The 22,212-nt window shown below is 55.0% G+C and carries 22 protein-coding genes; 9 read left to right on the top strand and 13 right to left on the bottom strand.

Features of this window, described 5'->3' with window-relative positions:
• Nucleotides 1–65: 65 nt before the first annotated feature.
• Nucleotides 66–1,460, bottom strand: coding sequence for a phosphoglucosamine mutase (glmM, locus tag ASU33_RS16740; protein WP_059072765.1), 1,395 nt, complete (start codon nucleotides 1,458–1,460; stop codon nucleotides 66–68).
• A 108-nt stretch (nucleotides 1,461–1,568) separates the two neighbouring features.
• On the opposite strand from glmM, the gene mazG reads away from it, so the two are divergent.
• The 9 genes from mazG to ASU33_RS16695 all read left to right on the top strand — a co-directional run bounded on the left by mazG (nucleotide 1,569) and on the right by ASU33_RS16695 (nucleotide 9,734).
• Entirely contained in the window at nucleotides 1,569–2,402 is an 834-nt protein-coding gene (mazG, locus tag ASU33_RS16735) for a nucleoside triphosphate pyrophosphohydrolase (protein WP_059071977.1), read from the top strand.
• Between the two features lie 289 nt (nucleotides 2,403–2,691).
• Nucleotides 2,692–3,558, top strand: a complete 867-nt coding sequence (locus ASU33_RS16730; RefSeq protein ID WP_434060540.1) for a MotA/TolQ/ExbB proton channel family protein — start codon at nucleotides 2,692–2,694, stop codon at nucleotides 3,556–3,558.
• Between the two features lie 56 nt (nucleotides 3,559–3,614).
• Nucleotides 3,615–4,238: an ExbD/TolR family protein gene (locus ASU33_RS16725; RefSeq protein ID WP_059071976.1), complete on the top strand. Its 624-nt coding sequence runs from the start codon at nucleotides 3,615–3,617 to the stop codon at nucleotides 4,236–4,238.
• Between the two features lie 5 nt (nucleotides 4,239–4,243).
• Nucleotides 4,244–4,771: an ExbD/TolR family protein gene (locus ASU33_RS16720; protein WP_059071975.1), complete on the top strand. Its 528-nt coding sequence runs from the start codon at nucleotides 4,244–4,246 to the stop codon at nucleotides 4,769–4,771.
• Nucleotides 4,768–5,595 carry an energy transducer TonB gene (locus ASU33_RS16715; RefSeq protein WP_286130621.1) on the top strand — a complete coding sequence of 276 codons (828 nt, stop codon included), beginning with the start codon at nucleotides 4,768–4,770 and terminating at the stop codon, nucleotides 5,593–5,595. The genes ASU33_RS16720 and ASU33_RS16715 overlap by 4 nt, the downstream gene beginning before the upstream one ends.
• A 222-nt stretch (nucleotides 5,596–5,817) precedes the next feature.
• A complete protein-coding gene (locus ASU33_RS16710) occupies nucleotides 5,818–6,648 on the top strand; it encodes an energy transducer TonB (RefSeq protein WP_059071973.1) in 831 nt (276 codons plus the stop codon).
• A gap of 189 nt (nucleotides 6,649–6,837) precedes the next feature.
• Complete coding sequence (locus tag ASU33_RS16705) at nucleotides 6,838–7,095, top strand: hypothetical protein (RefSeq protein ID WP_059071972.1); 258 nt, start codon at nucleotides 6,838–6,840, stop codon at nucleotides 7,093–7,095.
• On the top strand, nucleotides 7,076–8,050 hold the full coding sequence (locus ASU33_RS16700; protein ID WP_059071971.1) for a PstS family phosphate ABC transporter substrate-binding protein: 975 nt from the start codon (nucleotides 7,076–7,078) through the stop codon (nucleotides 8,048–8,050). Before ASU33_RS16705 ends, ASU33_RS16700 begins: the two co-directional genes overlap by 20 nt.
• 55 nt (nucleotides 8,051–8,105) lie before the next feature.
• Nucleotides 8,106–9,734, top strand: coding sequence for a tetratricopeptide repeat protein (locus ASU33_RS16695; RefSeq protein ID WP_059071970.1), 1,629 nt, complete (start codon nucleotides 8,106–8,108; stop codon nucleotides 9,732–9,734).
• Between the two features lie 77 nt (nucleotides 9,735–9,811).
• Here ASU33_RS16695 and ASU33_RS16690 read toward each other — a convergent pair whose 3' ends face one another.
• From ASU33_RS16690 to ASU33_RS16635, 12 genes are all read right to left on the bottom strand, one after another.
• A complete protein-coding gene (locus ASU33_RS16690) occupies nucleotides 9,812–10,876 on the bottom strand; it encodes an RluA family pseudouridine synthase (RefSeq protein ID WP_059072763.1) in 1,065 nt (354 codons plus the stop codon).
• Between the two features lie 85 nt (nucleotides 10,877–10,961).
• Nucleotides 10,962–11,630: an OmpH/Skp family outer membrane protein gene (locus ASU33_RS16685; protein ID WP_059071969.1), complete on the bottom strand. Its 669-nt coding sequence runs from the start codon at nucleotides 11,628–11,630 to the stop codon at nucleotides 10,962–10,964.
• Between the two features lie 36 nt (nucleotides 11,631–11,666).
• Entirely contained in the window at nucleotides 11,667–12,356 is a 690-nt protein-coding gene (locus tag ASU33_RS16680) for an OmpH/Skp family outer membrane protein (protein WP_059071968.1), read from the bottom strand.
• A gap of 36 nt (nucleotides 12,357–12,392) precedes the next feature.
• Nucleotides 12,393–14,930, bottom strand: a complete 2,538-nt coding sequence (gene bamA, locus ASU33_RS16675) for an outer membrane protein assembly factor BamA (protein WP_059071967.1) — start codon at nucleotides 14,928–14,930, stop codon at nucleotides 12,393–12,395.
• Between the two features lie 11 nt (nucleotides 14,931–14,941).
• A complete protein-coding gene (gene uppS / locus ASU33_RS16670) occupies nucleotides 14,942–15,688 on the bottom strand; it encodes an undecaprenyl pyrophosphate synthase (RefSeq protein ID WP_059071966.1) in 747 nt (248 codons plus the stop codon).
• A 67-nt stretch (nucleotides 15,689–15,755) separates the two neighbouring features.
• Complete coding sequence (porG, locus tag ASU33_RS16665; RefSeq protein WP_059071965.1) at nucleotides 15,756–16,499, bottom strand: type IX secretion system protein PorG; 744 nt, start codon at nucleotides 16,497–16,499, stop codon at nucleotides 15,756–15,758.
• A 38-nt stretch (nucleotides 16,500–16,537) separates the two neighbouring features.
• On the bottom strand, nucleotides 16,538–17,428 hold the full coding sequence (locus ASU33_RS16660; RefSeq protein ID WP_059071964.1) for a DUF6089 family protein: 891 nt from the start codon (nucleotides 17,426–17,428) through the stop codon (nucleotides 16,538–16,540).
• A 131-nt stretch (nucleotides 17,429–17,559) separates the two neighbouring features.
• The gene (locus tag ASU33_RS16655; RefSeq protein ID WP_059071963.1) at nucleotides 17,560–18,450 is read right to left on the bottom strand and encodes an NAD kinase; all 891 of its coding nucleotides are present in this window, start codon (nucleotides 18,448–18,450) and stop codon (nucleotides 17,560–17,562) included.
• A gap of 27 nt (nucleotides 18,451–18,477) precedes the next feature.
• The gene (locus ASU33_RS16650) at nucleotides 18,478–19,863 is read right to left on the bottom strand and encodes a POTRA domain-containing protein (protein ID WP_160328223.1); all 1,386 of its coding nucleotides are present in this window, start codon (nucleotides 19,861–19,863) and stop codon (nucleotides 18,478–18,480) included.
• A 99-nt stretch (nucleotides 19,864–19,962) separates the two neighbouring features.
• Nucleotides 19,963–20,643 carry a CBS domain-containing protein gene (locus tag ASU33_RS16645; protein ID WP_059071961.1) on the bottom strand — a complete coding sequence of 227 codons (681 nt, stop codon included), beginning with the start codon at nucleotides 20,641–20,643 and terminating at the stop codon, nucleotides 19,963–19,965.
• A gap of 156 nt (nucleotides 20,644–20,799) precedes the next feature.
• Complete coding sequence (locus ASU33_RS16640; RefSeq protein ID WP_059071960.1) at nucleotides 20,800–21,582, bottom strand: alpha/beta fold hydrolase; 783 nt, start codon at nucleotides 21,580–21,582, stop codon at nucleotides 20,800–20,802.
• Entirely contained in the window at nucleotides 21,566–22,207 is a 642-nt protein-coding gene (locus ASU33_RS16635) for an anthranilate synthase component II (RefSeq protein ID WP_059071959.1), read from the bottom strand. The genes ASU33_RS16640 and ASU33_RS16635 overlap by 17 nt, the downstream gene beginning before the upstream one ends.
• Between the last annotated feature and the right edge of the window lie 5 nt (nucleotides 22,208–22,212).

The following is a 22,212-nucleotide window of genomic DNA, read 5'->3' as shown; positions in this document are numbered from 1 at the left end:
TTCGCTCCTAGGTCTTCTAGGTGTCGAATACGCAAAACGGGAGCCGCGTGTGTTGTTAATCGCCCTTAGCCTTTCGCCGAGATAATCTCTTTGATGTCGCCGATGATTTTGTTGGCTAGGTGGTCGGCCGTGGCGTTCGACTCCGACTCGGCATAAATGCGGATGATCGGCTCGGTGTTGGATTTGCGCAGGTGCACCCACTCCTTGTCGAACTCGATCTTCACGCCATCGATGGTGTTGATGGGCTGCTTGGCGTAACGCTCCTGCATTTGCACCAGCACCTGGTCGGTGTTGATTTCGGGCGTCAACTCGATCTTGTTCTTCGAGATGAAGTAGTTCGGGTACGAAGCGCGCAGGGCAGTCATGGTTTTGCCCGTTTTGGCGAGGTGCGTCAGGAACAACGCAATGCCTACCAACGCGTCGCGGCCGTAGTGCAGCTCGGGGTAAATGATGCCGCCGTTGCCTTCGCCGCCAATCACGGCGTTGGTTTGCTTCATCATGGTTACCACGTTCACCTCGCCTACGGCGGCAGCGGCGTAAGAGCCGCCGTGTTTCTCGGTTACGTCGCGCAGGGCGCGGGTGCTGCTCAGGTTGCTTACGGTGTTGCCGCCGCCTTGCTGCTGCAGCACGTAGTCGGCCACAGCTACCAGGGTATACTCCTCGCCGAACATCGAGCCGTCTTCGCTTACCAGCGCGAGGCGGTCAACGTCGGGGTCAACTACAATGCCTAGGTCGAAGTTGCCTTTCTCAATCACCCGCGAAATGTCGCGCAGGTTTTCGGGGAGTGGCTCGGGATTGTGGGCAAAGTCGCCGGTGGGTTCGCAGAAAAGCTTCTCAACTTTCGCGACACCTAGGGCCTCGAGCAGCATCGGCACGGCAAACCCGCCCGACGAGTTTACGGCATCAACTGCTACTCGGAAGTGCTTAGCCCGGATGGCATCTACATCCACCAACGGCAGCGCCAGAATGGCTTCGATGTGCTTCTGCAGCGCTTCGGCGTCGGTGGTTACCTGTCCTAGGTTGTTTACCTGCGCAAAGTCGAAAGCTTCTTGCTCAGCCAGTTCCAACACCAACTTACCATCGGCATCCGAAATAAATTCGCCTTTGTTGTTCAGCAGCTTTAGCGCGTTCCACTGCTTGGGATTGTGCGAAGCCGTCAGGATGATACCGCCGCCAGCCTGGCGTGCGGGCACGGCCATTTCAACGGTAGGTGTGGTCGAAAGCCCCAGGTCGATGACATTGATGCCAAGGCCTTGGAGGGTTCCGATGACCAGTTTATTGACCATGTCGCCGGAGATGCGCGCGTCGCGCCCTACTACGATGGTGCGGTTCTGGGTTTGGTTGAGCACCCACGTGCCGAAAGCGGCCGTGAATTTTACCACGTCGATGGGGGTGAGAGCCTCTCCCGCCGCGCCGCCAATGGTGCCCCGAATGCCCGAGATGGATTTGATTAGTGCCACAAGCAATGTGATTTTTTCAGCGAGCAAAAGTAAGGAATACCACCCGGCCTGCCTACAACGGCTAACCTACTCGACCCGTTCTGCCTTGGTACCGTATATTTGACAATCATGGATTATAATACCCCTGCTCGCCGGCCCGAACAGCTGGCGGCTTTTGGACGTTTGCTGGATGTGCTTGACCGCCTGCGGGCCGAATGCCCCTGGGACCGGAAGCAAACCATGCAAACGCTTCGCCACCTCACCATCGAGGAAACATACGAGTTGGCTGATGCCATTTTGCGCGAAGACCTACCCGAAGTTCAGAAGGAGCTTGGCGATGTAATGTTGCACTTGGTCTTCTACGCCAAAATTGCCAGCGAACAAGGTCGCTTCGACATAGCCGATGTGCTCAATGCCCAGTGCGACAAGCTCATTCACCGCCACCCGCACATCTACGGCGAGGTACAAGTCGAAACCGAAGAAGACGTCAAGCGAAACTGGGAACAGCTGAAACTCAGGGAGAAAGGGAACAAATCTGTACTCGGCGGCGTACCTGTATCACTGCCGGCATTGGTAAAGGCCATGCGCATACAAGAAAAGGCCTGTGGCGCTGGCTTCGACTGGGAGCACAAGGAGCAAGTATGGGCCAAGGTGCAGGAAGAGCTGGCTGAATTTGGCGCAGAGTTTCAGAACGGCGAGGTGCAAGACCAAGCCCGGGCTACCGCAGAGTTCGGCGACTTGTTGTTTTCTCTCGTAAACTTCGCTCGGTTTGCTGGCATTAATCCCGAAGAGGCTCTGGAACAGACAAATCGAAAATTCATACATCGATTTCAATACCTCGAAAGCGCAGTAACGCGTACTGGTCGTTCGCTCTCCGAGCTAACTTTGGCTGAGATGGACCGTTACTGGGAGGAAGCCAAGCACTTGCCTTCGGATGACGCTCACACACAAACCGAGAAATAGCCTTTTTTTGAGTTAAACACCGGTTTAAACGCGTTAGACCCATTTTTAATTTGGCGACGCAAAGCCTTTTGTTTAGGTTTGCCAAGGATAGACCTAGTACGGACGAAGGCCCCGCGCACGAGCAGACCCACGTTTTTGGCTTCTTTTCCCAAGAGGCAAATCGTGCGGGTGAGCGGGGCTCCGCTGTCTTAGGTCTTTCAGTAGTTTCATCTACATTCCAAACACAGTTCAACCTTTTTCACCAACCAACTTTCCCTAATTCTCCGGAACAATGGAACAAAAGAATGCCATGAACAAGCCTGCGGCTCCGGCTCGTCCTGCTGCACCTGCGCCGAAGACAGGCGAAGCGAAAGGCGGCTCTGTATTCGCTGCCATCGTAATTCCGCTGGCACTGGCAGTGGCTATTGCAATCTATAAGTTCGTTCTAGGTAACCCCGGCAACTTCCAGGGCAACAACCCGGCCAACCACCCACTACCCGGCAACTACCTGGGCATTGTGTACAAAGGTGGTTTCATCGTGCCGGTGCTGATGTCGATGTTGATCATCGTGGTTACCTTCTCGATCGAGCGTTTCCTCACCATCAGCAAAGCCAAAGGCACCAAAGGTGTTGAGGGCTTCGTACGCTCGGTACGCCAAAAGCTGAACGTGAACGACATCACTGGCGCCATTGCCGTTTGCGACCAGCAAAAAGGCTCGGTAGCCAACGTTGTTAAGGCTGGCCTGCTGAAGTACCAAGAGATGTCGCGCGAGCGTGGCATGGACAAAGACCAGAAGATCCTGGCTATCCAGAAGGAAATCGAAGAAACCACTGCTCTGGAGCTGCCCATGCTCGAGAAAAACTTGGTTATCATCTCGACCCTTGCTTCGGTTGCTACCCTAGTTGGTCTGCTCGGTACCGTATTCGGTATGATCAACGCATTCGCCGCTCTGGCTAACGCTGGTGCTCCGGATGCAGTAGGTCTGGCTAACGGTATTTCGGAAGCTCTTATCAACACCGCTCTGGGTATCTTGACGTCGGCTATTGCTATCGTGGCTTACAACTTCTTCACGAGCAAGATTGACGAACTGACCTACAGCATCGACGAAGCTGGTTTCAGCATTATTCAAACCTTTGCTGCTCAGCATGGTGAGGAGCGCGTACACGGTGCTGCGTAAACTAAACGCATAGCATTGTACGTTACGGTTTCTGAAACCCTCTTAACTAGCTAGAAATGCCTAAAGTAAAACCACACAGAACGTCGCCGTCGCTGGACATGACCCCGATGGTGGACTTGGCCTTCTTGCTGGTAACCTTCTTCATGCTTACCGCAACGCCGTCGGAAGACGTAGCCGTGGTGGTAGACACCCCTTCGTCCACATCGGAAAAACAGTTGCCCGAGAAGAACGTTGTCCAGCTTACCATCGACAAGGATAAGCGCGTGTTCTTTTCTATGTCGGGTCAGCCCATCAAGATCAAGACGCTGGATCAGATTGCTGGTAAGTACAACCTTACCTTCACGCCAGCTCAAAAGCAGCGCTTTGCTGCTCTGCCTGACTTTGGTGTTCCTGTACAGCAACTGCCCGCTTACCTAAGCTTGAGTACGGAAGACCGCAAAGCCTACAAGCAGCCCGGCATCCCGTACGACTCGCTCAACAATCAAATGATTGAATGGGTGATGGCAGCTCGCTCGGTTAGCGTGGGTCAATTCCAGCAAGCGCCTTACATCGCCATCAAAGGCGACGGACAGGCGGATGTGCCGACGGTGAAGGACGTTATCGAATCGCTGCAGGAAAAGAAGTTGAACCGTTTCTACCTCATCACCGACCTGGAAATGCAGCCGGTGGCTAGCAAATAAGCTCAATGGCAGAAATACAACAACAAGCCGACTCCGGCGGAAAAGGCGGGAAGAAGCGGGCCAAGAAAATGTCGACCAAAATCGACATGACCCCGATGGTGGACTTGGCCTTCCTGCTGCTGACCTTCTTCATGCTGACCACCACGTTTGCTAAACCAAACGTGATGCAGATTACGATGCCGGTACCGCCGGAGCCGAATGACCCCGAGCCGCTCGCTCTGAAGGCGTCTGAAGCTTTCACGGTACTGCTTGGCGAGCAGAATAAGGTTTACTACTACGAAGGCCTTGTTGACGCTACCAGCAAACCCGAGTTGAAGGTTACCGACTTCTCGAGCAATGGCATTCGTAAAACCTTGCTAGAGCGTCGGGGCCGCGTGCCGAACACCACGGTACTCATCAAGCCAGCCGACAACTCGAACTACAAAAACATGGTCGATATCCTCGACGAAATGAACATCACCCAGCAGAAGAAGTATGCGCTGGTTGACATTTCGAAGGACGATACAGATCTGATTAAATCTTCTGGCCTATGATGGATAACGCCCAAATTGCCCGGGCTTCCTTCGAAGACATCGTCTTTGAAGGCCGTAATAAAGCCTACGGAGCGTACGTACTGCGACGGCTGTACAACAAGCACGTAACGCGGGCTTTCCTAGTGGCCACAATCCTCTTCGCGTTGTTTGTGTGCGCTCCGCTGATTGCGCGCCTGCTGACTCCGAAAGAAGAAGTGATTGAGAAGCCCAAGAAGGAAACGGAAATCGTGCTGGAGGCTCCGCCCTTGGAGAACCAGCCACCGCCCCCTCCGCCCCCACCACCTACGGCTCCGCCGCCCCCCCCGCCTAAGCTCTCGACCATCAAATTCACTCCGCCCGTTGTTAAGCGCGACGAGGAAGTGAAAAAGGTAGAAGAGATTCCGGATCAGGAAGAACTGGAAGACAAAGTGGTGGCTACGGCAACCGTAAAAGGCAACACCGATAACCCCCTTGACCTAAGCGGCCTCGGCGACGAAGGCAACAAGGTTGTAGAAGAAGTAGTGGAGCAGAAGGTCTACACCTACGTAGAGCAGATGCCCACCCCTCCTGGCGGCATGGAAGGCCTGATGCAATACCTCGGTAAGAACATCAAGTACCCGCCCCTGGCACTTCGCAATCAGGTTGAAGGCAAAGTATTCGTGAATTTCGTAGTAGGCCAAAACGGCGAGATTTCCAACGTAACGGTGACGAAAGGCATCGGCGCTGGCTGCGACGAAGAAGCAGTACGAGTTATCAAAGGGATGCCTGCATGGACCCCTGGTAAGCAGAACGGCCGCGCCGTAAGCGTGTCGTACACCGTTCCGGTTACCTTCACCATCAAGTAACCCTGCTGACCTGAAAAGGACACAGAAAAAAGCCCGGTACAAGCATTGGCTTGTACCGGGCTTTTGCTTTTGGCCATACTGTATTTTTTTGGGCTAACTGCATACTGCGGCGAAACAGTCATGCGTTTTGGAAAGTGAAGGCGCTACCTAGGGATTGTGCAGTAGAAAAGGAGTTGGGCAGGCCAGAGAGCTGTACCACCATTCACCTAATACAATAACCGTATGACTCCGCTTCAGCTACGCCCGCCCACTCTAGACGAGATTGTGTTTGAGGGACGCAACAAGGCCTACGGCGCCTTTGAACTGCGTCAGGTGTATCCACAACACCTCCGTCGTGCTTTGGCAATTGCCATAGCATTGTTTGCCTTGCTGGTCGTAATTCCGTTAGTGGTAAACTACCTGCGGCCCGAAGCAGAGTTGACAGCGCCTGCACTCGATAAAGAGCCTGTACTGACGCTAACAGACGTAGTTTTGCCGCCAAAGGCAGCGGAGCCGGTGGTTACGCCTCCGCCTGCAGCCGCAAAAGCGCCCCAGTTCAAGGAAGTAGCTACCCGGGTAGTGCAGGATGCCCTGGTACCGCCCCGCCCTCAACAGATTGATGTTTCGGATGACCTACTGTTGACAACGGTTGATGCCCCCAAAGGAGATACTGGCGCCACAGCTAGCGTATCGACCGACGGAGCTACGGGCGAAATCAGCCTTCCGACCACTAATACCACAACGCCACGCAAAGAAGAAATTTTCCTTCATGCTGAGGTGATGCCCGAGTTTGAAGGTGGGCAAGCTGCCTTAGTTAAATACTTGCAACGCAATCTGCGCTATCCTTCGCAAGCCTTAGGTTCGCAAGTAGAAGGCAAGGTATTCGTGGCCTTTACGGTGAATACCGCTGGCGATATCACGGATGTTGAAGTAATCAAAGGCCTGGGTTACGGCACCGATGAAGAAGCGGCCCGCGTTATCAGGACTATGCCGCGCTGGCAAGCTGGCAAGCAAAACGGCCGTGCGGTTTCGGTGCGCTACACACTCCCGATTACGTTCAAAATTGCTCACTAACGCAGCGCTGTACTGCTTGCACAAGAAGTTGTCTTTTTACGTCGCAAAAGCCTGCCCGAGCAACAATATCGGGCAGGCTTTTGGCTTTGTATTGGTAACATTCGGAATACTATATCTTCTTTGCGAGAACAAACGTTCTACTTTTACGCGTTAGGATAGGCAAATACCTCTCCCGACAACATTTTGCATATGCTAGATACCAATGCCGATGACCGCGTAAACCGAGGCCAGAGCCAACGCGTGGCAATGCGCTATTTCGTGCTCCTCATGGCCGCGGTATATGTGGGCTTGGGCACTTTCTTGTTGGTAGCACCGGCCCACATGTTTGCATTGCCTCCTACTACACGCCGCATTGTGGGCGGCTTGTTTGTTCTTTACGGCCTGATTCGCTTCTTCCGCACCTTTCGTCAGCACTTCCGCAACCGCCATGATTCTCTTCAGCGCTAATAGCCGTACGGCTTGGGCGGTATTGGCCCTAGGTGCCACCCTGCTCAGCAGCTGCAACCGCACCAAATCCGATGGTTCCGTAGCCGTCGACGACACGCCTACCACCGGCAATGTCCGCGTGAGCATTGATAATACCTTTGAGCCTATTCTGAAGTCGCACGTCGATACCTTTCAGAAGCTTTATCAGTACGCGCGCATCGACGCCAGCTATAAGCCCGAGCAAGAAGCAATGCGCGATTTGCTCGACGACAAAGTGCGCGCCGTTGTGGTGGCCCGGCCGCTTAATACCGATGAACAAGCGGTATTCGACCGGCTAAAGATTGTGCCCCGCACCACGCCTATTGCTACCGATGGTGTAGCCATTATCGTACACCCCTCCAACCCCGATTCGCTGCTGACGATGGTGCAGCTGCGCGACATTTTTACCGGCACGACTACCAAGTGGGGCCAAGTGGGCAGCAAAAGCAGCAAGCTGGGCGATATCAACGTTGTGTTCGACCAAAACCGCTCCAGCACTGCTCGCTACGTACAAGATTCCATTACCCGCGGAGCCGCCCTGTCCAAGCAGGTGTTTGCCAGTGAATCGAACCCCAAGCTCATCGATTACGTTGCTACCCATCCGAACGCTATTGGCGTAATCGGTGTTAACTGGATCAGCGACCAAGATGACTCGCAAGCTCAGGGCTTTTTGCAAAAGGTGCGCGTAGCAGCTATCAGCAAAGCTTCGCAACCTACTCGCACCAGCGACTACGTAAAGCCTTACCAAGCCTACCTAGCAACCGGCGAATATCCGCTACGGCGTAAGCTCTATATTATCAGCCGCGAGGCCCGGGCGGGTCTTGGCACTGGGTTTGCTTCGTTTGTTGCCGGTAACAAAGGGCAACTCATCTTTCTGAAATCAGGTTTAATGCCTGCCACTGGCCAGGTACGGCTTGTACAAGCCAACCGCGAATAACCTGCTCTTTACCTTCCGAAACTGTCTCACCTTCTTTTTCACTCACCCTCACCTCATGAACAATAAGCCCTGGAAGCTCACGCTCCTCGCTGCTTTCTCGCTGGCCGGCACTGCGGCATTTGCCCAGAACGTGCAAAGCGCCCAGAAGGCTATTCAGCTTGAGCGCTACAGCGAAGCTAAGCGTACGCTGTTGCCGCAAGCCAACACGAACTTCGAAGCTGCTTTTGAGCTAGGCCGCCTGTACGAAATGCAGGAGAAAGCCGACTCAGCTGCCTATTTCTTCAACCTGGCCTCGAACAACCCCAAGTCGCCGATGGCGAAAGTATCTGCGGGTCGGGCTTTCCTTGCACAAGGCAAGAAAGGTGACGCTGAAGCTCAATTTGAGGCCGCTGCTAAAATGACCAAGAACAAGGACGCTAAGGTTTTGGCGGCCATTGGTCAGGCGTACGCTGAATCGGACATCAAGGACAACCAAAAGGGCATAGAGTACATCAACCAAGCCCTGAAGGTCAACAAGAAGGATGATGCAGCGATGCTGGTTGCCCTAGGTGACATGCATGAAAAGCGCGAGAACGGCGGCGGTGAAGCTATGACTGCTTATGACCGCGCTCTGACCGTTGATCCGAACTACCTGCCCGCCCATTACCGCAAAGGCCGCCTAAACGTGCGCGCCCGCAACGGTAAAGATGCCTTGGCTAGCTTTCAGAAGGTAATCAGCATCGATCCGAACTTTGCGCCGGCTTACCGCGAAATGGCCAACATGTATTACTACGCTGGCCAGTACGATCAAGCATCGGAAATGATGAAGAAGTACACGGACATGTCGGAAAAGTCGCCCAACACGCAAGCGACTTACGCCGCCTTCCTGTACCTCAACAAGAAGTACCCCGAAGCTCTGGCGCAGATTCAGGAAGTGTTGGCCAAAGACCCAACCAACGTCACCATGAACCGTCTGCTGGCTTACACGCTGTTTGACACCAACCAGAACGACCAAGCTCTGGCGGCCATGGATAAGTACATGAAGATGGTTCCGCAGGATAAAATCCTGACGGAAGACTACGTGTACCAAGGCAAGATCCTGACCAAGGCAGGCCGTTCGGACGAAGGTATTGCCATCATCGAACGCGCTATTAAGGCTGACCCCAGCAAAGCTGCCGAACTGCAAAACGACCTGGCTTCGGCTTACCTGCTGAAGAAAGACTACGCCAAAGCCATTGGCGTGTACAAAGCCAAAATGGCTGGTGGTGCTCAGCTTACCGACCAAGTGCGCCTGGCCAATGTGTACTCGCTGAACAAGCAGTACACCCAAGCCGACAGCCTGCTGAACATTGTAGTGACGGCACGCCCCACTTACGCCCCTGGCTACATGCTGCGCGCCCAGGCCAATGCCAACCTCGACCCGGACTCAAAGCAAGGCCTTGCCAAGCCGCACTACGAGAAGTACATCGAGCTGGCCAAAGCTGACCCTGAGAAAAACAAGTCGGGCTTGACCGAAGCTTATCGTTACCTCGGCTACTACTACTACCAGAAAGGCGACAAGCAAGCCTCGCTCCCCTACTGGCAGCAAGCTTTGGCCTTGAACCCCGGTGATGCGCAAGCAACAGCTGCTATCAACGACATCAACGGAAAAGGCAAAACCACTGCCAAGTCGACGGGCGCTAAAGCTCCTGTAAAGAAGAAATAATCTTGGGTATACCCTGAGTAAGCAAAAGCCCGCTACGTTGTTGTAGCGGGCTTTTTTATGGCCTTTTTGGATGTTCGTTATGCAGGCTGGCCGGCGTACTTATCCCACCGTTCCAAAGCTGCCTGAAAATCGGTTGGCATTTCGACTTCAAATTGCATCTGTTTGCCAGTGGTGGGGTGTACAAAACCTAGGGACTTAGCATGCAGCGCCTGCCGCGGCATCACATCGAAAGTGTTCTCGACAAAAGTTTTGTAAGTACCCGTACGCTGTCCGTATAGGATACGGTCGCCACCGTAGGCGGCATCGGCGAATAGTGGGTGCCCAATGTGCTTCATGTGCGCTCTAATTTGGTGCGTACGCCCGGTTTCGAGGTTACACTGCAACAAGCTGACGTGCCCAAAGCTTTGCAGCAGTCGGTAGTGCGTTACGGCATGCTTGCCAACCTCGCTGCCCTCCGGAAACACCGACATTAACTTCCGGTCCTTGGGGTGCCGCCCAATGTTGCCCCTGATGGTGCCTTGCGCCTCCTTGGGCACTCCCCACACCAATGCCAAGTAGGTGCGCTCGATGGTATGATAGAAGAACTGATTCGACAGGTGCGTCATGGCCAGCTCGGTTTTGCCAATCACCAGCAGCCCCGAGGTATCCTTATCGATGCGGTGAATGAGGCCTGGCCGAATGGCGCCGTTACGGCCAGTGGGCAGGTTTTGTAGGTGCCAAGCCAAGCCATTCACCAGCGTGCCGTTCCAGTTCCCGTACGCCGGGTGCACTACCATCCCCGCGGGCTTATTCACGATAAGCAGCTGGTCATCCTCGTAGCGAATGTCCAGTTCCATCGGCTCCGGAATGACTTTATCTTCCCTAGGTGGCTCGGGCAGCGTAACGGTAATTACGTCGCCGGGCTTCACCTTATAACTTGATTTTGCCGGCTTACCGTTTACCTGCACGGCTTCCGCCTCGATGCCCGCCTGCACCTTGGTACGCGACACGTTGGGAAGCCGGTTTAGCAGAAACTTGTCGAGCCGCATGGCCTCCTGCCGACCATCAGCCTGAATGCGGTGGTGTTCGTAAAGCTCGTCTTCTTCAGCTGCGGCACCTAAGAAGGGGTCATCGGGCAGCAGGTCGGGGTCTAGCTCGTGCATAGGGCAGTAAGCGCAAAGGAGTGCCAACATAAAAAAGCCGGGGCCTAGCAGCAGGCCCCGGCTTTCGGGCAAAGCAACAGAAGTATTACTTCTTCTTAACCTTGGTTTTGCTGCTGGCAGGCTGAGCGGCCGGTGCAGCAGGCGTGGTACCGGCCGGCTTAGCCGAAGCAGCAGCTTGGTTGTTCTGGCCAGGCGTTACACCCATTTCTTTCAATACCAAATCCGAGATGTCGCCATCTTTCGGGCCGTGCAGCAGAATCGGAGTTGTGCCAAAGCCAGCATCGGAGTTGAACACGTAGGTGTAGCCATTCTTGTCGGCTACTACGTCGATGGTTTTCTGCAGCTTGTCGTACACGGGCTTCAGCAGTTGCTGCTGCTTTTGCTGTACCGACGACTCAGCATTGCGCTGAAACTCCTGAATGGATTGCTGCAGGTTGGTGAGTTCTTTTTCTTTATCAGCACGCACCGGGTCCGACATCGTAGCCGCGCCTTTCTGGTAGGCTTCGGCTTTAGTCTGATAGTCTTGGTACTTCGTCTTGAGCTGGTTTTCCAGCTGCGTGCTGTAATCCTTCAGCTGCGATTCGATCTGACGGCTTTCGGGCATCTGGCTCAACACGTAGTCAACGTTGGTGTAGCCGATCTTCAGCGAAGCCGACGCAGTGGCCGGAGCAGTCTGAGCCAGGGTGGCAGGAGCGGCAGCCAGCGTAAGGGCTGCGGCGGCCAACACGAGGCGAAACTTGCGGGTCAGGGTCATTGAGAGGAAAAAGTCAGGAGGGTTAGATTCACAAAGTTAATTATTCCGGGCACCCGAGCGGGCGGGCTGTTTGCCCTTAGCCGGCTGCGCAGGCTTTGCGGCCGGGCGCTGGTCTTCAAACTCAGCATCGTCGGCTGCTCCGCCGGGCGTGGCAGGCGTTTCTACGGTGCGCACCGGGCCTTTTGCGGCGGGCTGGTTGCGCTCCTCAGATGCTAAACCCAATTCTTCGAGCACAAATTCCGTGTAGTCGTGTGCAGGATTGGTATAAAGCATAGTCAGGTCGCCCGACTTATCGAAGATAATGGCCAATTGCTTCTTCTTGGCCACTTTCTCCACCGCCTCAAATACTTGGTCTTGTACCGGCTTGGTGAGCTCCTGCCGTTTTTTAAACAGCTGGCCCTCGTAGCCGAAGACCTTGTTTTGGTACGCCTTGATGTCTTGCTCCTTCTTCAGGATTTCATCTTGGCGTTTCTTCTTCATGGGCTCGGTCAGCAGCACCTCTTCGGCTTGGTACGTGCGGTACAGCCGGTCGAGGTCTTTCTTCTGAGCCTCCAAGTCTTTTTGCCAGTTCTGCGACATGGTGTTCAGCTCTTGCTGTGCCTGCGCATAAGCGGGCATCTTGCTCATTATGAACTCCGAATCGATGTAGCCGAACTTTTGGGCGCGCACAAGGCTAGGCATCAGCGCCAACCACAACAGGGGCAGTGCAAACAATAGTCGTCTCATATACTACAGAACGCCGGCCCCTGGCTGTTTGGTGCCTTAGCGAATTTGCTGACCAATGATGAAGTGGAATTTGCCCCGGTCTTGCTTACCGGTGGTAGGCGAGTACGGCGTTACGGTGTCGAAGCCGTAGCCGTAGTCGAAACCTAGCAAACCAAATGCCGACATGAAAATACGCGCCCCAATGCCCGCCGAACGGTACAGCTTATAGGGGTTGTAAGTGGAATAATTTTCGAAGGCATTGCCTGCTTCGGCAAAGCCCAGCACGTACACCGTGGCCGCCGGATTCAGCGACACCGGATAACGCAACTCCATCACGTATTTGTTGTAAGCTACACCACCCGACGAGTTAGGTGCCTGAATTGCAAACTGCTCGTTCGGGTCGTCGTAGCCACGCAAGCCCACAAACTCGGTACCAACCAAGAAGTTGGCTGCTCCGCCGAAGCCCAAACCGGCGCCGCCTAGCTTGAACCGCTCGAACGGACCAATTGCGCGGTTCTGGTTGTAGCGTCCGATAAAGCCGAAGTGTGCCCGGGTGTTCAGTACGAACTTGCCACCTAGGGGCGTAAACCACGAGGCATCAAACATCCACTTGTGGAACTCCACCCATTCGTTCACGTTCGGGTGTGCCCCTGGAAATATCGAATAAGGCGGCGTCAGGTTCAGAGACAAAGACAATGCCGAGCCCCGACGCGTGAAGGTGGGGTTATCGGTGCTGTTGCGCGCCAGCGTGGTATTGAAGGTGAAGTTGTTTGCGTTGCCCGTGCTAAAGCCTTGGAAGTACGGGTAGTCCTTCAGCTTGTATTGGCTAAACGACAAACTGTTGCTCAGCGTGAAGTAGTCGTCGGGCCAACGCAGACGGCGACCTAGGCTCACCGAAGCGCTGTTTACTTTAATGTAGCTACCCGCACGTACATCAAAATTGCTGCCATTGGCGAAACGCTGAATGCTCTTGTTTAGGGTAAAAGAAAGCGCATTCGGTTTACGGCCACCCAACCACGGCTCCGTAAACGAGAACGAGTACGATTGGTACTGCAAGCCGTTGGCCTGCACGTTCAGGGCCAAGCGCTGACCATCGCCACCAGGCACCGGGCGCCAGTTACGCAGCTCAGATGCCTTGCGCAGCGAGAAGTTGTTGAACACCAAGCCAACGGTGCCAATGAAGCCAGCGTAACCGCCCCAGCCACCAGATAGCGTAATCTGATCGGAAGGTTTCTCCGCCACGGTGTAGTTAATGTCTACAGTACCATCGGCCGGGTTTGGCACGGGGTTCATGCCCACCTTCTCAGGGTCGAAATAACCTAGGGAAGCTAGTTCACGCTGCGAACGAATGAGTAGTTCGCGGTTGAATTTATCGCCGGGCAGGGTACGCAGCTCGCGCCGGATTACGTGGTCCGACGTTTTGGTGTTGCCGGCAATGTTGATGTCTTTGATACGAGCCTGCACCCCTTCCGTAAGGCGCATCTCAATATCAATTGAGTCACCTTCCACGCGGGTCTCCACCGGATCGATCTGGAAGAACAGGTAGCCGTCGTTCATGTAAAGCGACGTCACGTCCTGCCCCGTGGGGTTGTAGTTCAGACGCTTATCCAGCGACTCTTTGCTGTACGTATCCCCCCTTTTAATGCCTAATACCGAGGCCAGGGTTTTGTCGTCGTAGAGGTAATTTCCGTTCCAGGAGATATTGCGGAAATAATACTTCGGTCCTTCCTCTACGTAGATGCGCAGCTGCAGCTTTTCGGCTTCGCCTTTCTTGTCCTTAACGGTAACCAGCGAGTCGGCCGTGATGATTGCATCGCGGTAGCCTTGCGAGTTGTAGAACTCGATAACCTTTTCCTTATCGGCTTCAAACTCGGCTTTTTGAAATTTACCAGAGTTAAGAAACTTGTAGGGTTTCTTCTCTTTGGTCTTCTTCATCTTGCCTTTCAGCTTGCCGTCGGCAATAGCTTCGTTTCCGACGAAGGCAATGTCAGTGATGCGAACCTTGTCACCTTTGTTTACATCGATTACCAACTCCACGCTGTTGGGCAAGGAAGAATCGGCCTCCTGCGTGATGTTGACCTTCACGTTCATGAAGCCCTTATCGGTGTAAAACTTCCGAACGGCTTGGCGCGTATTGCTGAGCAAGGCATCGGTAACCACCTTGCCGCGCACAATCTTAACCTTGTTGCGCAGGTCATCGGCTTGGGTTTTGCTGATACCCGTGAAGAAGATTTTGGACAAGCGCGGCCGTTCCTTCAACTGAAAGTTGAGGAACACCCGATTGCCTTCTACACGGTCGACAACTACCTGCACGTCACCTAGGATACCCTGGTCCCACAGCTTACGAATAGCACGCCCCAGCTCTTCGCCCGGTATGGTAACCGGGTCGCCTACCTTAAGGCCGGTAAGGCCCACCAAGGTATTGGCATCAAGGAAGCGGGCTCCCGTGACGGTAATACCACCAATTTCGTAGCGCTGCGGCTCTTGGCTATTGGCTCTGCCGCCCGGCTGCGTTTGCGCGCTAAGCGGCTCGGCCACCCCTAGCAACAGCCCGGCTAGCATAACGCTGCTTAGCCGCAAAAAGAAAGGATTCATCGAAGGAAAACTTACGAAACGGTCAGTTGCTCACTGGTTTTGCCGAAGCGCCGTTCGCGGCTTTGGTAGGCCAGAACAGCTTCGTAGAAATGCTCGCGGCGGAAATCCGGCCACAGCAGTTCGGTAATATACAGCTCGGTGTAGGCCAGCTGCCACAGCAGAAAATTGCTAATGCGTTGCTCGCCACTAGTACGGATCAGCAGCCCCGGATCGGGCATACCAGCCGTAGAAAGATAACCTGCCAACAGGTCCTCCGTCACGGCTTCGGGTACAACGTTCCCGGCTGCCACATCAACGGCGAGCTTACGGGCAGCCTGGGCCAGATCCCAACGCCCGCTGTAGCTAAGCGCTAACACCAGCGTCGTACGCGAACCAGCTGCGGTCATCTCAATTGCCTCCGCCAACTCGCGCTGACATGCTGCTGGCAACTGCGACGTATCACCTATTGCATGCAACTTGATGTTGTTTTTCAGCAACGTTGGTGTTTCCTGCCGGATGGTGTGCACCAGCAGTTGCATCAGCGCCATTACCTCGTGCTTCGGACGCCCCCAGTTTTCTGTTGAGAAAGCATAGAGCGTCAGAAACGATACACCAAGCTCGGCAGCAGCCTCCACTGTTTCGCGAACAGCGGTAATGGCACTTTGGTGCCCGAAGATGCGTAGTCCTCCGCGCTTCTTGGCCCAACGGCCGTTGCCGTCCATGATAACGGCAACGTGTGCGGGGATGCGAGTGGGGTCTATGGCTGATGGGACCGACATGCGTAGTGTTTGCGTAAAAGAGGCCGCAAGTTACGCAAATGGTTGCACACGCCCGGATTTGAGTGGGTTAGCGAAGCAACGCCGGATTGTCCTTATACGAATCGGGACAGTTGATTTTGTAGAATGTGAACGACACGCTTACCCCTGAATAGTAATACCAATCCTTATCAAATCGGTTAGCTACCGTAGGGCTTTGGTCTTTCACATGATCGAGCAAATCGGTGAGGGCCCGCCGGGCACCCGTTTCAAGACCGAGGTTCCAACGCCGGGATAAAGCCAACTTGACGCCCACCCCTGCTGGAATAGCTAACCCTAGGGTGTTGCTATTCTCGCTGAAGCCCGGCAACGGCCCAGATAAGCGAGTGAACCCAAGGAAGCCAGCAATACCAGTGTACACGTAAGGTGTGAAATGCACCTTGTCGCGGCGGTTGTGGAAGTCGAAAAAGTTGTACTCGAGTGTAGCTGCTACATCAAGCAGCGAGCCTTTCAGGTTTGCTTGCCGGTAAGTAGGCAGCGGCAGGGGGTTACCACTTTCGCCGGTTAAATCGGCATCGTTGGCGCGTATTAAGCCATAGGTCACGGTGCCGCGTAGCGTTACCGGAGCCGATACATCTTTCCGATAAAAGGCCGAAACAGCGGGCCTGTTATTCAGGAAACGGTACTCGGGTGCCAGTTCTCCTTTGTAATTGAGCGCACCTAGGCCAAGGCCTATCTCGCTGGTGTTTTGCGCTGCTGCGTCATGAACAAAAAAAACACTCCCTGCTTGCACGGAGCAAACAAGGAGCGTTTTGAAGAGGATTTGCTTTGTCATCAGGTGAAGGCTGCGTTGGCAGAGCAGCCAACGACTGATTAACGGAATTTGGGGCTCTTAACGCGAGGAGCGAGGATGTAGTTTAGCGAAAAACCAGTAACGATGTACCAGTCATCTTCATTGCTCTTGCCACGCATCTGGCCAGGAGTCGTGAAGCTCGCAAACTCGCCCGATTGGCTACGAGTGATGCCACGGCCAAAATAACGGGCCTGGTCGGTTAGCAGTTGCTCGTCGGGAGCAAAGTTGCCGCTTACGTCATCGAGGTAGTCGGTGAAGGTTTTGCGCCAGCCGATTTCGAAGCCAAGGTCAAAACTCTTGTTCAGCTTGTAACGCACACCGCCACCAAACGGGATAGATACCTGCCACAGGCCGTAGGTGCCTTCGCCATTTGCGCGTTGGCCTTCGGTGCCTAGGGGCTGAAGGGCTACAAAGTTGCCGTTGGCATCTTGAGCCTTGGGGTTGTGGTGGAACAGCGATACACCTGCAAATACGTAGGGTACGAAGTCAGGGCGCTTGAGGTAGTTGTTGCGGTTCTCAATTAGGTCGAAAATACCTACACCCGACAGCTCCACAATATCATTGCGGAAGTTCATGTTGCGGTTGAAGCGGTATTTAGCATCCGGATCGGTATCGTCGGCGGCTTTGGCGTCGTCACCAGTGATACGGCCGTAGGCCAAGGTACCACGAGCCGAAATACGCGGAGCGAAACGACGGGTAAAGCTCAGGCCGAGGTTGGGGCGGGTAGCAGCAAAACGCAAGCTGGTAATGCTGGGCTTGGGCACGATGTCACCGAAATAGTTCATCGCGTTCAGGCTCACGCCCACCGAGTTATACTGCTTCCGCTTACTGAACTGCTGGGCACTCGCCTGGTTGGCTACCAGCACCAGCGCCAGTACCAGCGTCAAGGTGAGAGTCAAGAGTTTCTTCATACTACGTGGAGCGAGGTTAAGAATATCGAGTTTATGAGAGCGGGGTATCCGTGCGGGCACGGTTGCAGTCAACAGCAAAAGTACTAGGCACTCTGGGTTTTAAAAACAATCCATAGAAAAAATCCGATGCTTTACAGGGTAAGTCCAGCTGGGTTCCGCCGGTCGAGTCCCCAATTAAGCTTGCTGCGCAATGTACTGAGGAAGTTGACATGATTAAGCTTCACCAATGTTGCGTCGAATTTTTCGCGTCGGACGGCTATTTGCACCCCAGCATCTACCGTTACGGAGCGAGAATCGAGCGACAACAGGAAGTTGTTGCTTCGGCCCTCGATTTCGAACGAGATAACACTATGATCGGGCACAATGAGCGGTCTTACGTTCAAGTTGTGGGGGCATACGGGAGCAATGATGAAATTGTTGGTTTGGGGCAGCATAACCGGTCCGCCACAACTCAGCGAGTAGCCCGTCGAACCCGTTGGGGTTGAAACCACTAGCCCATCGGCCCAATACGAATTAAGATACTCGCCATCGATGTAAGTGTGCACAACAATCATCGACGACGAATCGCGCTTGAGAATGGAAAACTCATTCAAGCCGAAATCGAGTCCACCGAACACGTCGGGGTCGGTATCGGCGTGAATCAGGCTCCGACGATCGAGCGTGAAGTGCCCCCGGAACAAGGCATCAATGGCCTGCGGAATACGATCGGGTGGTACCGTTGATAAAAAACCAAGCCGCCCGGTGTTGATACCGAGGATAGGAATTTCGTGTTTACCAACGTAGGTAACGGTGTCGAGTAGGGTACCGTCGCCGCCGATGCTGAGGACGAAATCGGTGCCCTTTAGCGAATCACCCCGCTTAAAGGTGGTAATAACTTCGGGTAGGCGCAGGTGCTGCAGGTACTCGCGAAAAGATTCGGCAACAGCTATACCAGCATTACGAGCCGCTAGGTCGTCGAAGAGCTGTTGCAGGTGCGGTGCCATATCGGCCTCGAACGGTTTTCCCTGAATGGCTATGCGCATAAGTGAAGCCCTGGATTGAAGAGCTGCTTAAATGGGAAATTCGGTACGAAAAAAGAAGCCGCCAAAACCTTCGAGTGTTCGGGCATACTCCAACGTGAAAACCCGATCGTAGTAGGTAACCAGGTGCAAACCCAGCCCTAAGCTGGCGAGCAACTGATTGGGCAGGCGGTTGGTAACCGGTACTGAGCGCTCGGCTACGTACCCGGCATCGGCAAATGTATTTAAATAGAGCACGAGCGGCACTCGATTAAGCCGCGGGTCGCTGAGCATGGGCAGGTTGAGCCGGCCCGCATCAAAAACGCGGTACGAGAAACCTTGCCGCACTACGCCAAAGTGCCGCCCATCAACCACGAAGGCATCGTAGCCGCGCACCAATGCCTGCCGGTAACCTAGGGCGCGGCTATCGGCATACGCCAAGCGTTGCGCCATTCGGAGGCGCACCTCGCCGCTGGCACTGTAGTAAAAGCCTTTACCTAGGTCGAAATAGCGGGCATACCGGCCGGCCACCGTGGTAATGGGTGGGCTAGCCGAGGTAACAAAAAAGCGTTGCGTAAGGCTGACCTGCAGAAAAGAACCGCTGAGCGGATAGGCAAACGAATTGCGCTGGTTGAGTGTGCGGGCCAGCACTACATCAACAAAGGCGCGCTGCCGAGTACCCAGGAAGTAGTTTGGGTTGCGCTGTTGTACCGAGTCGGATATTCGCTCGTGATAGTAGTAGCCTTCGAGCGTGGTAAGGCGTTGCACGGTACGGCGCCAGCGCAGGCCTCCGGTTACGTACCAGCGCTGTACCGGAAAGGTGTTATCGGTGCGCAGCGCCAGTAATTGGTCGTTGCGCGTGTCGTAATCGAGGGCGCGGCTCTGCAACAGCGATGCGCCTACGGAGATGCCCATGCGCCTAAACCGACCCAAGGAAGGCGTAATGTAAAACAGCTCGTACTTGCGGTTGAAGCCAAACTGCAAGTTACCCAGCAGTTGCTCGTTGCGGCCCCTGAAGTTGTAGCGTGTAAGGTGCAGGCCGTAATCGAAACGACGCCAGCGGTCGGGCCGATCGAGCCAGGAGCGAATATTTCGGTCGGCGAAGGAGAAGATAGGTACGGGGAAGGTGTACCAACGCTCCTGCAAGCCGAACAGCACAATCAACTCGCCGTTGCGGCAGGTTGCCTGGGCTGCCACTTGGTTGAACAATTGCAGGTTGTAGAGCCGCGCTCGGTTACGCTCGAGGCGGGCGGCCAACTCGGCTACTTGTATGGTGTCGCCTTCGCGAAAATCCAGTTCCGCGCGCAGAATGTGCTCTTTTGTTACCTCGTTGCCGATGAACAGTACCTGGCCCACACGAACGAAGGAGTAGCCAGGGCACTGCGCAGCCAACAAACTATCTACCGCAAAGCGACGCACCGAATCGGGCGAAGCCATGGCCGTGACGGACACGGGAACCCTTTCTGCGCCGATAGCAGAGACTGTACTCCAAAGCGCAATCCACAGGAAAGCGGCAACTACTGCAATTCGCACCGATTACAAACTCAGGTAGCGCATCAGCGAATCGAGACGCTCTTGGTCGGCTTCGGTGATTTCGCCGGCTCCGCTAAACTGCGCCGTAATGATGTACCCGAAGCGCTCCAAGGTAGCTACAATGCGCCCCATGTTGCTGGTATTCAGCTTGAGCGTGAGTCGAATACGGCGCGTGTCCGATTCGTCTTCGGCCACGTGCGAGCTAAGTACCTTGGCGTTGTTCTCCTCAATGTAGCGGCTGATTTGGCTCAGCGAATAGTCGCGCTCTTCCATCGACAGCACCAAAATGCCGCTTTCGCCGGCGTTGCCCGGAATTTGCCCAAACGCCGCCAAGGTGTCGCCAACGGTTACAACCCCTAGGTACTCGCGCTGGTCGTCGAGCACGGGCACCAGCTGTACCTTGTTCCGGATGGCCATTTCCATTACGGAGTAAAAGTGCTGGTCGCGCTGCACGTGTACTTCGGCGAAGCCAAACGGTACGCTGCCAAGCAACTGCTCGGGGTTGGTAGCCACGTCGATTAAGTCAGCCTCCGTAATCATGCCCCGGTACTGGCGGTTTTGCACCACCGGCAGCTGATCGACGTGGAATTCTTCCAGCCAACGCGCTGCCTTGCCAGCCGAATCGGAAACCTTCAGCGGCGGAATCATTTGGTTCAGCAAGTCTTCGGCGAGCATCGAGTGCATGGTAGCCCGGGGTAAGCGGTGGAAAACTAGTCGCAGCTATATAAGCGACAACGGGTGCAGTAGGTTGCACGTGCGGCACACGAAGCAGCACGGCAACACCTGACTAGCCCCAAACTACGAGTCGGGCAGCAATTTTGCTACGTAGCTAATGCCAACCTAGGCGCTAATGGTGGGCTGGGGTACCTGCTGTTGCAAAAATTGATGCAGCAAGCGGTTGAACGCCTGCGGGCGCTCCATCATGGGGGCGTGGCCGCAATGGTCGAGGAAGTGCAGCTCGGAGCTGGGCAGCAACCGGTGGAACTCGTGCGCTACCAAGGGCGGCGTGATGGTGTCGTTCAGGCCCCAAATGAGGAGCACCGGCACCTGAATACGTCCTAGGTCCTTGGTGAGATTGTGCCGCTGCGCCGACCGCGCAATGGTAATGATGCGCAAGCACTTGGCATTGGAGTTGGTAACGTCAAACACCTCATCAACCAACTCTTTAGTGGCCACCTTGGGGTCGTAGAACGTGTAGGCTACGCGCTCCTGCACGTAGGCATAATCGCCACGACGCGGGAAAGAGCCGCCCATTGAGTCTTCGAACAAACCGCTGCTACCCGTGAGCACCAAGCGCTGCACCCGCGCGGAGTTGCGCAGGGTATACACCAGCGCCACGTGCCCACCTAGGGAGTTGCCAAGTACGGTAGCGGGCTCGTTCAGGCCCATGGTCTTCACGAAGCCTTCTACGAACTCTACCAAGCCCGTAATGCCGGCCCGCGTCAGGGGCATGTCGTACACGGGAAGCATGGGTATGATAACGCGATAATCGCGTGCAAACTCGTCGATAACGCCTTGCCAGTTGCTAAGAGCCCCGAACAAGCCGTGCAGCAGCAGCAATACCTCGCCGCTACCCTCATCCACATATTTGAATCCGCTGTGCTGCTTAATCTGCAATTCCATCGTTCTCAATAAGCGTCTTGGGCGTGGTCAACCGCGTGGCCACACCTGTGCAATGATACGCAATCCGCGCCCAATTACGCAGAATGGCCAGTCCGTGGATGGTTAGCAATGCCTCCGGGTGAAACTGCACCCCGTAGAGCGGCAGCTCGCGGTGGCGCAATGCCATCAGTTCGTGGTCGGCATCGGCGGTGTAGGCCAGCGGCACCAACTCGGCTGGCAAGTTACGGAGCACCAACGAGTGGTAGCGGGTAATAGGAATGCGCTGGGGCAAGCCCGCAAATAGCTCCTCTCCTACCGTTGCATCCATCTCCGAAATCTTGCCGTGCATAGGCCGCGACGCGCGCACCAACTCGGCGCCGAAGAACTCGCCCAGAGCCTGATGGCCTAAGCAGACACCTAATACCGGCACGCGCTGGTACACCTGCTCGAGCAACGCCATGGTGCTGCCCGCATGGCGGGGCGTGCCTGGACCTGGCGACAACACAACTGCATCGAAAGGCAGCGCAAGCAGCTCGGGCAAGGGGACATCGTTGCGGCGCACGATTACCTCGGTGCCTAGTTGGCAGAAGTAATCGAGCAGGTTATAGGTAAAGGAGTCGAAGTTATCGAGCAGCAGCAGGCGCATCGGAC

This window comes from Solirubrum puertoriconensis (assembly GCF_001483135.1).
GTDB lineage: Bacteria > Bacteroidota > Bacteroidia > Cytophagales > Hymenobacteraceae > Solirubrum > Solirubrum puertoriconensis.
Note: the sequence above shows the minus strand (reverse complement) of the source record. Positions and strands in the feature narration are given on the sequence as shown.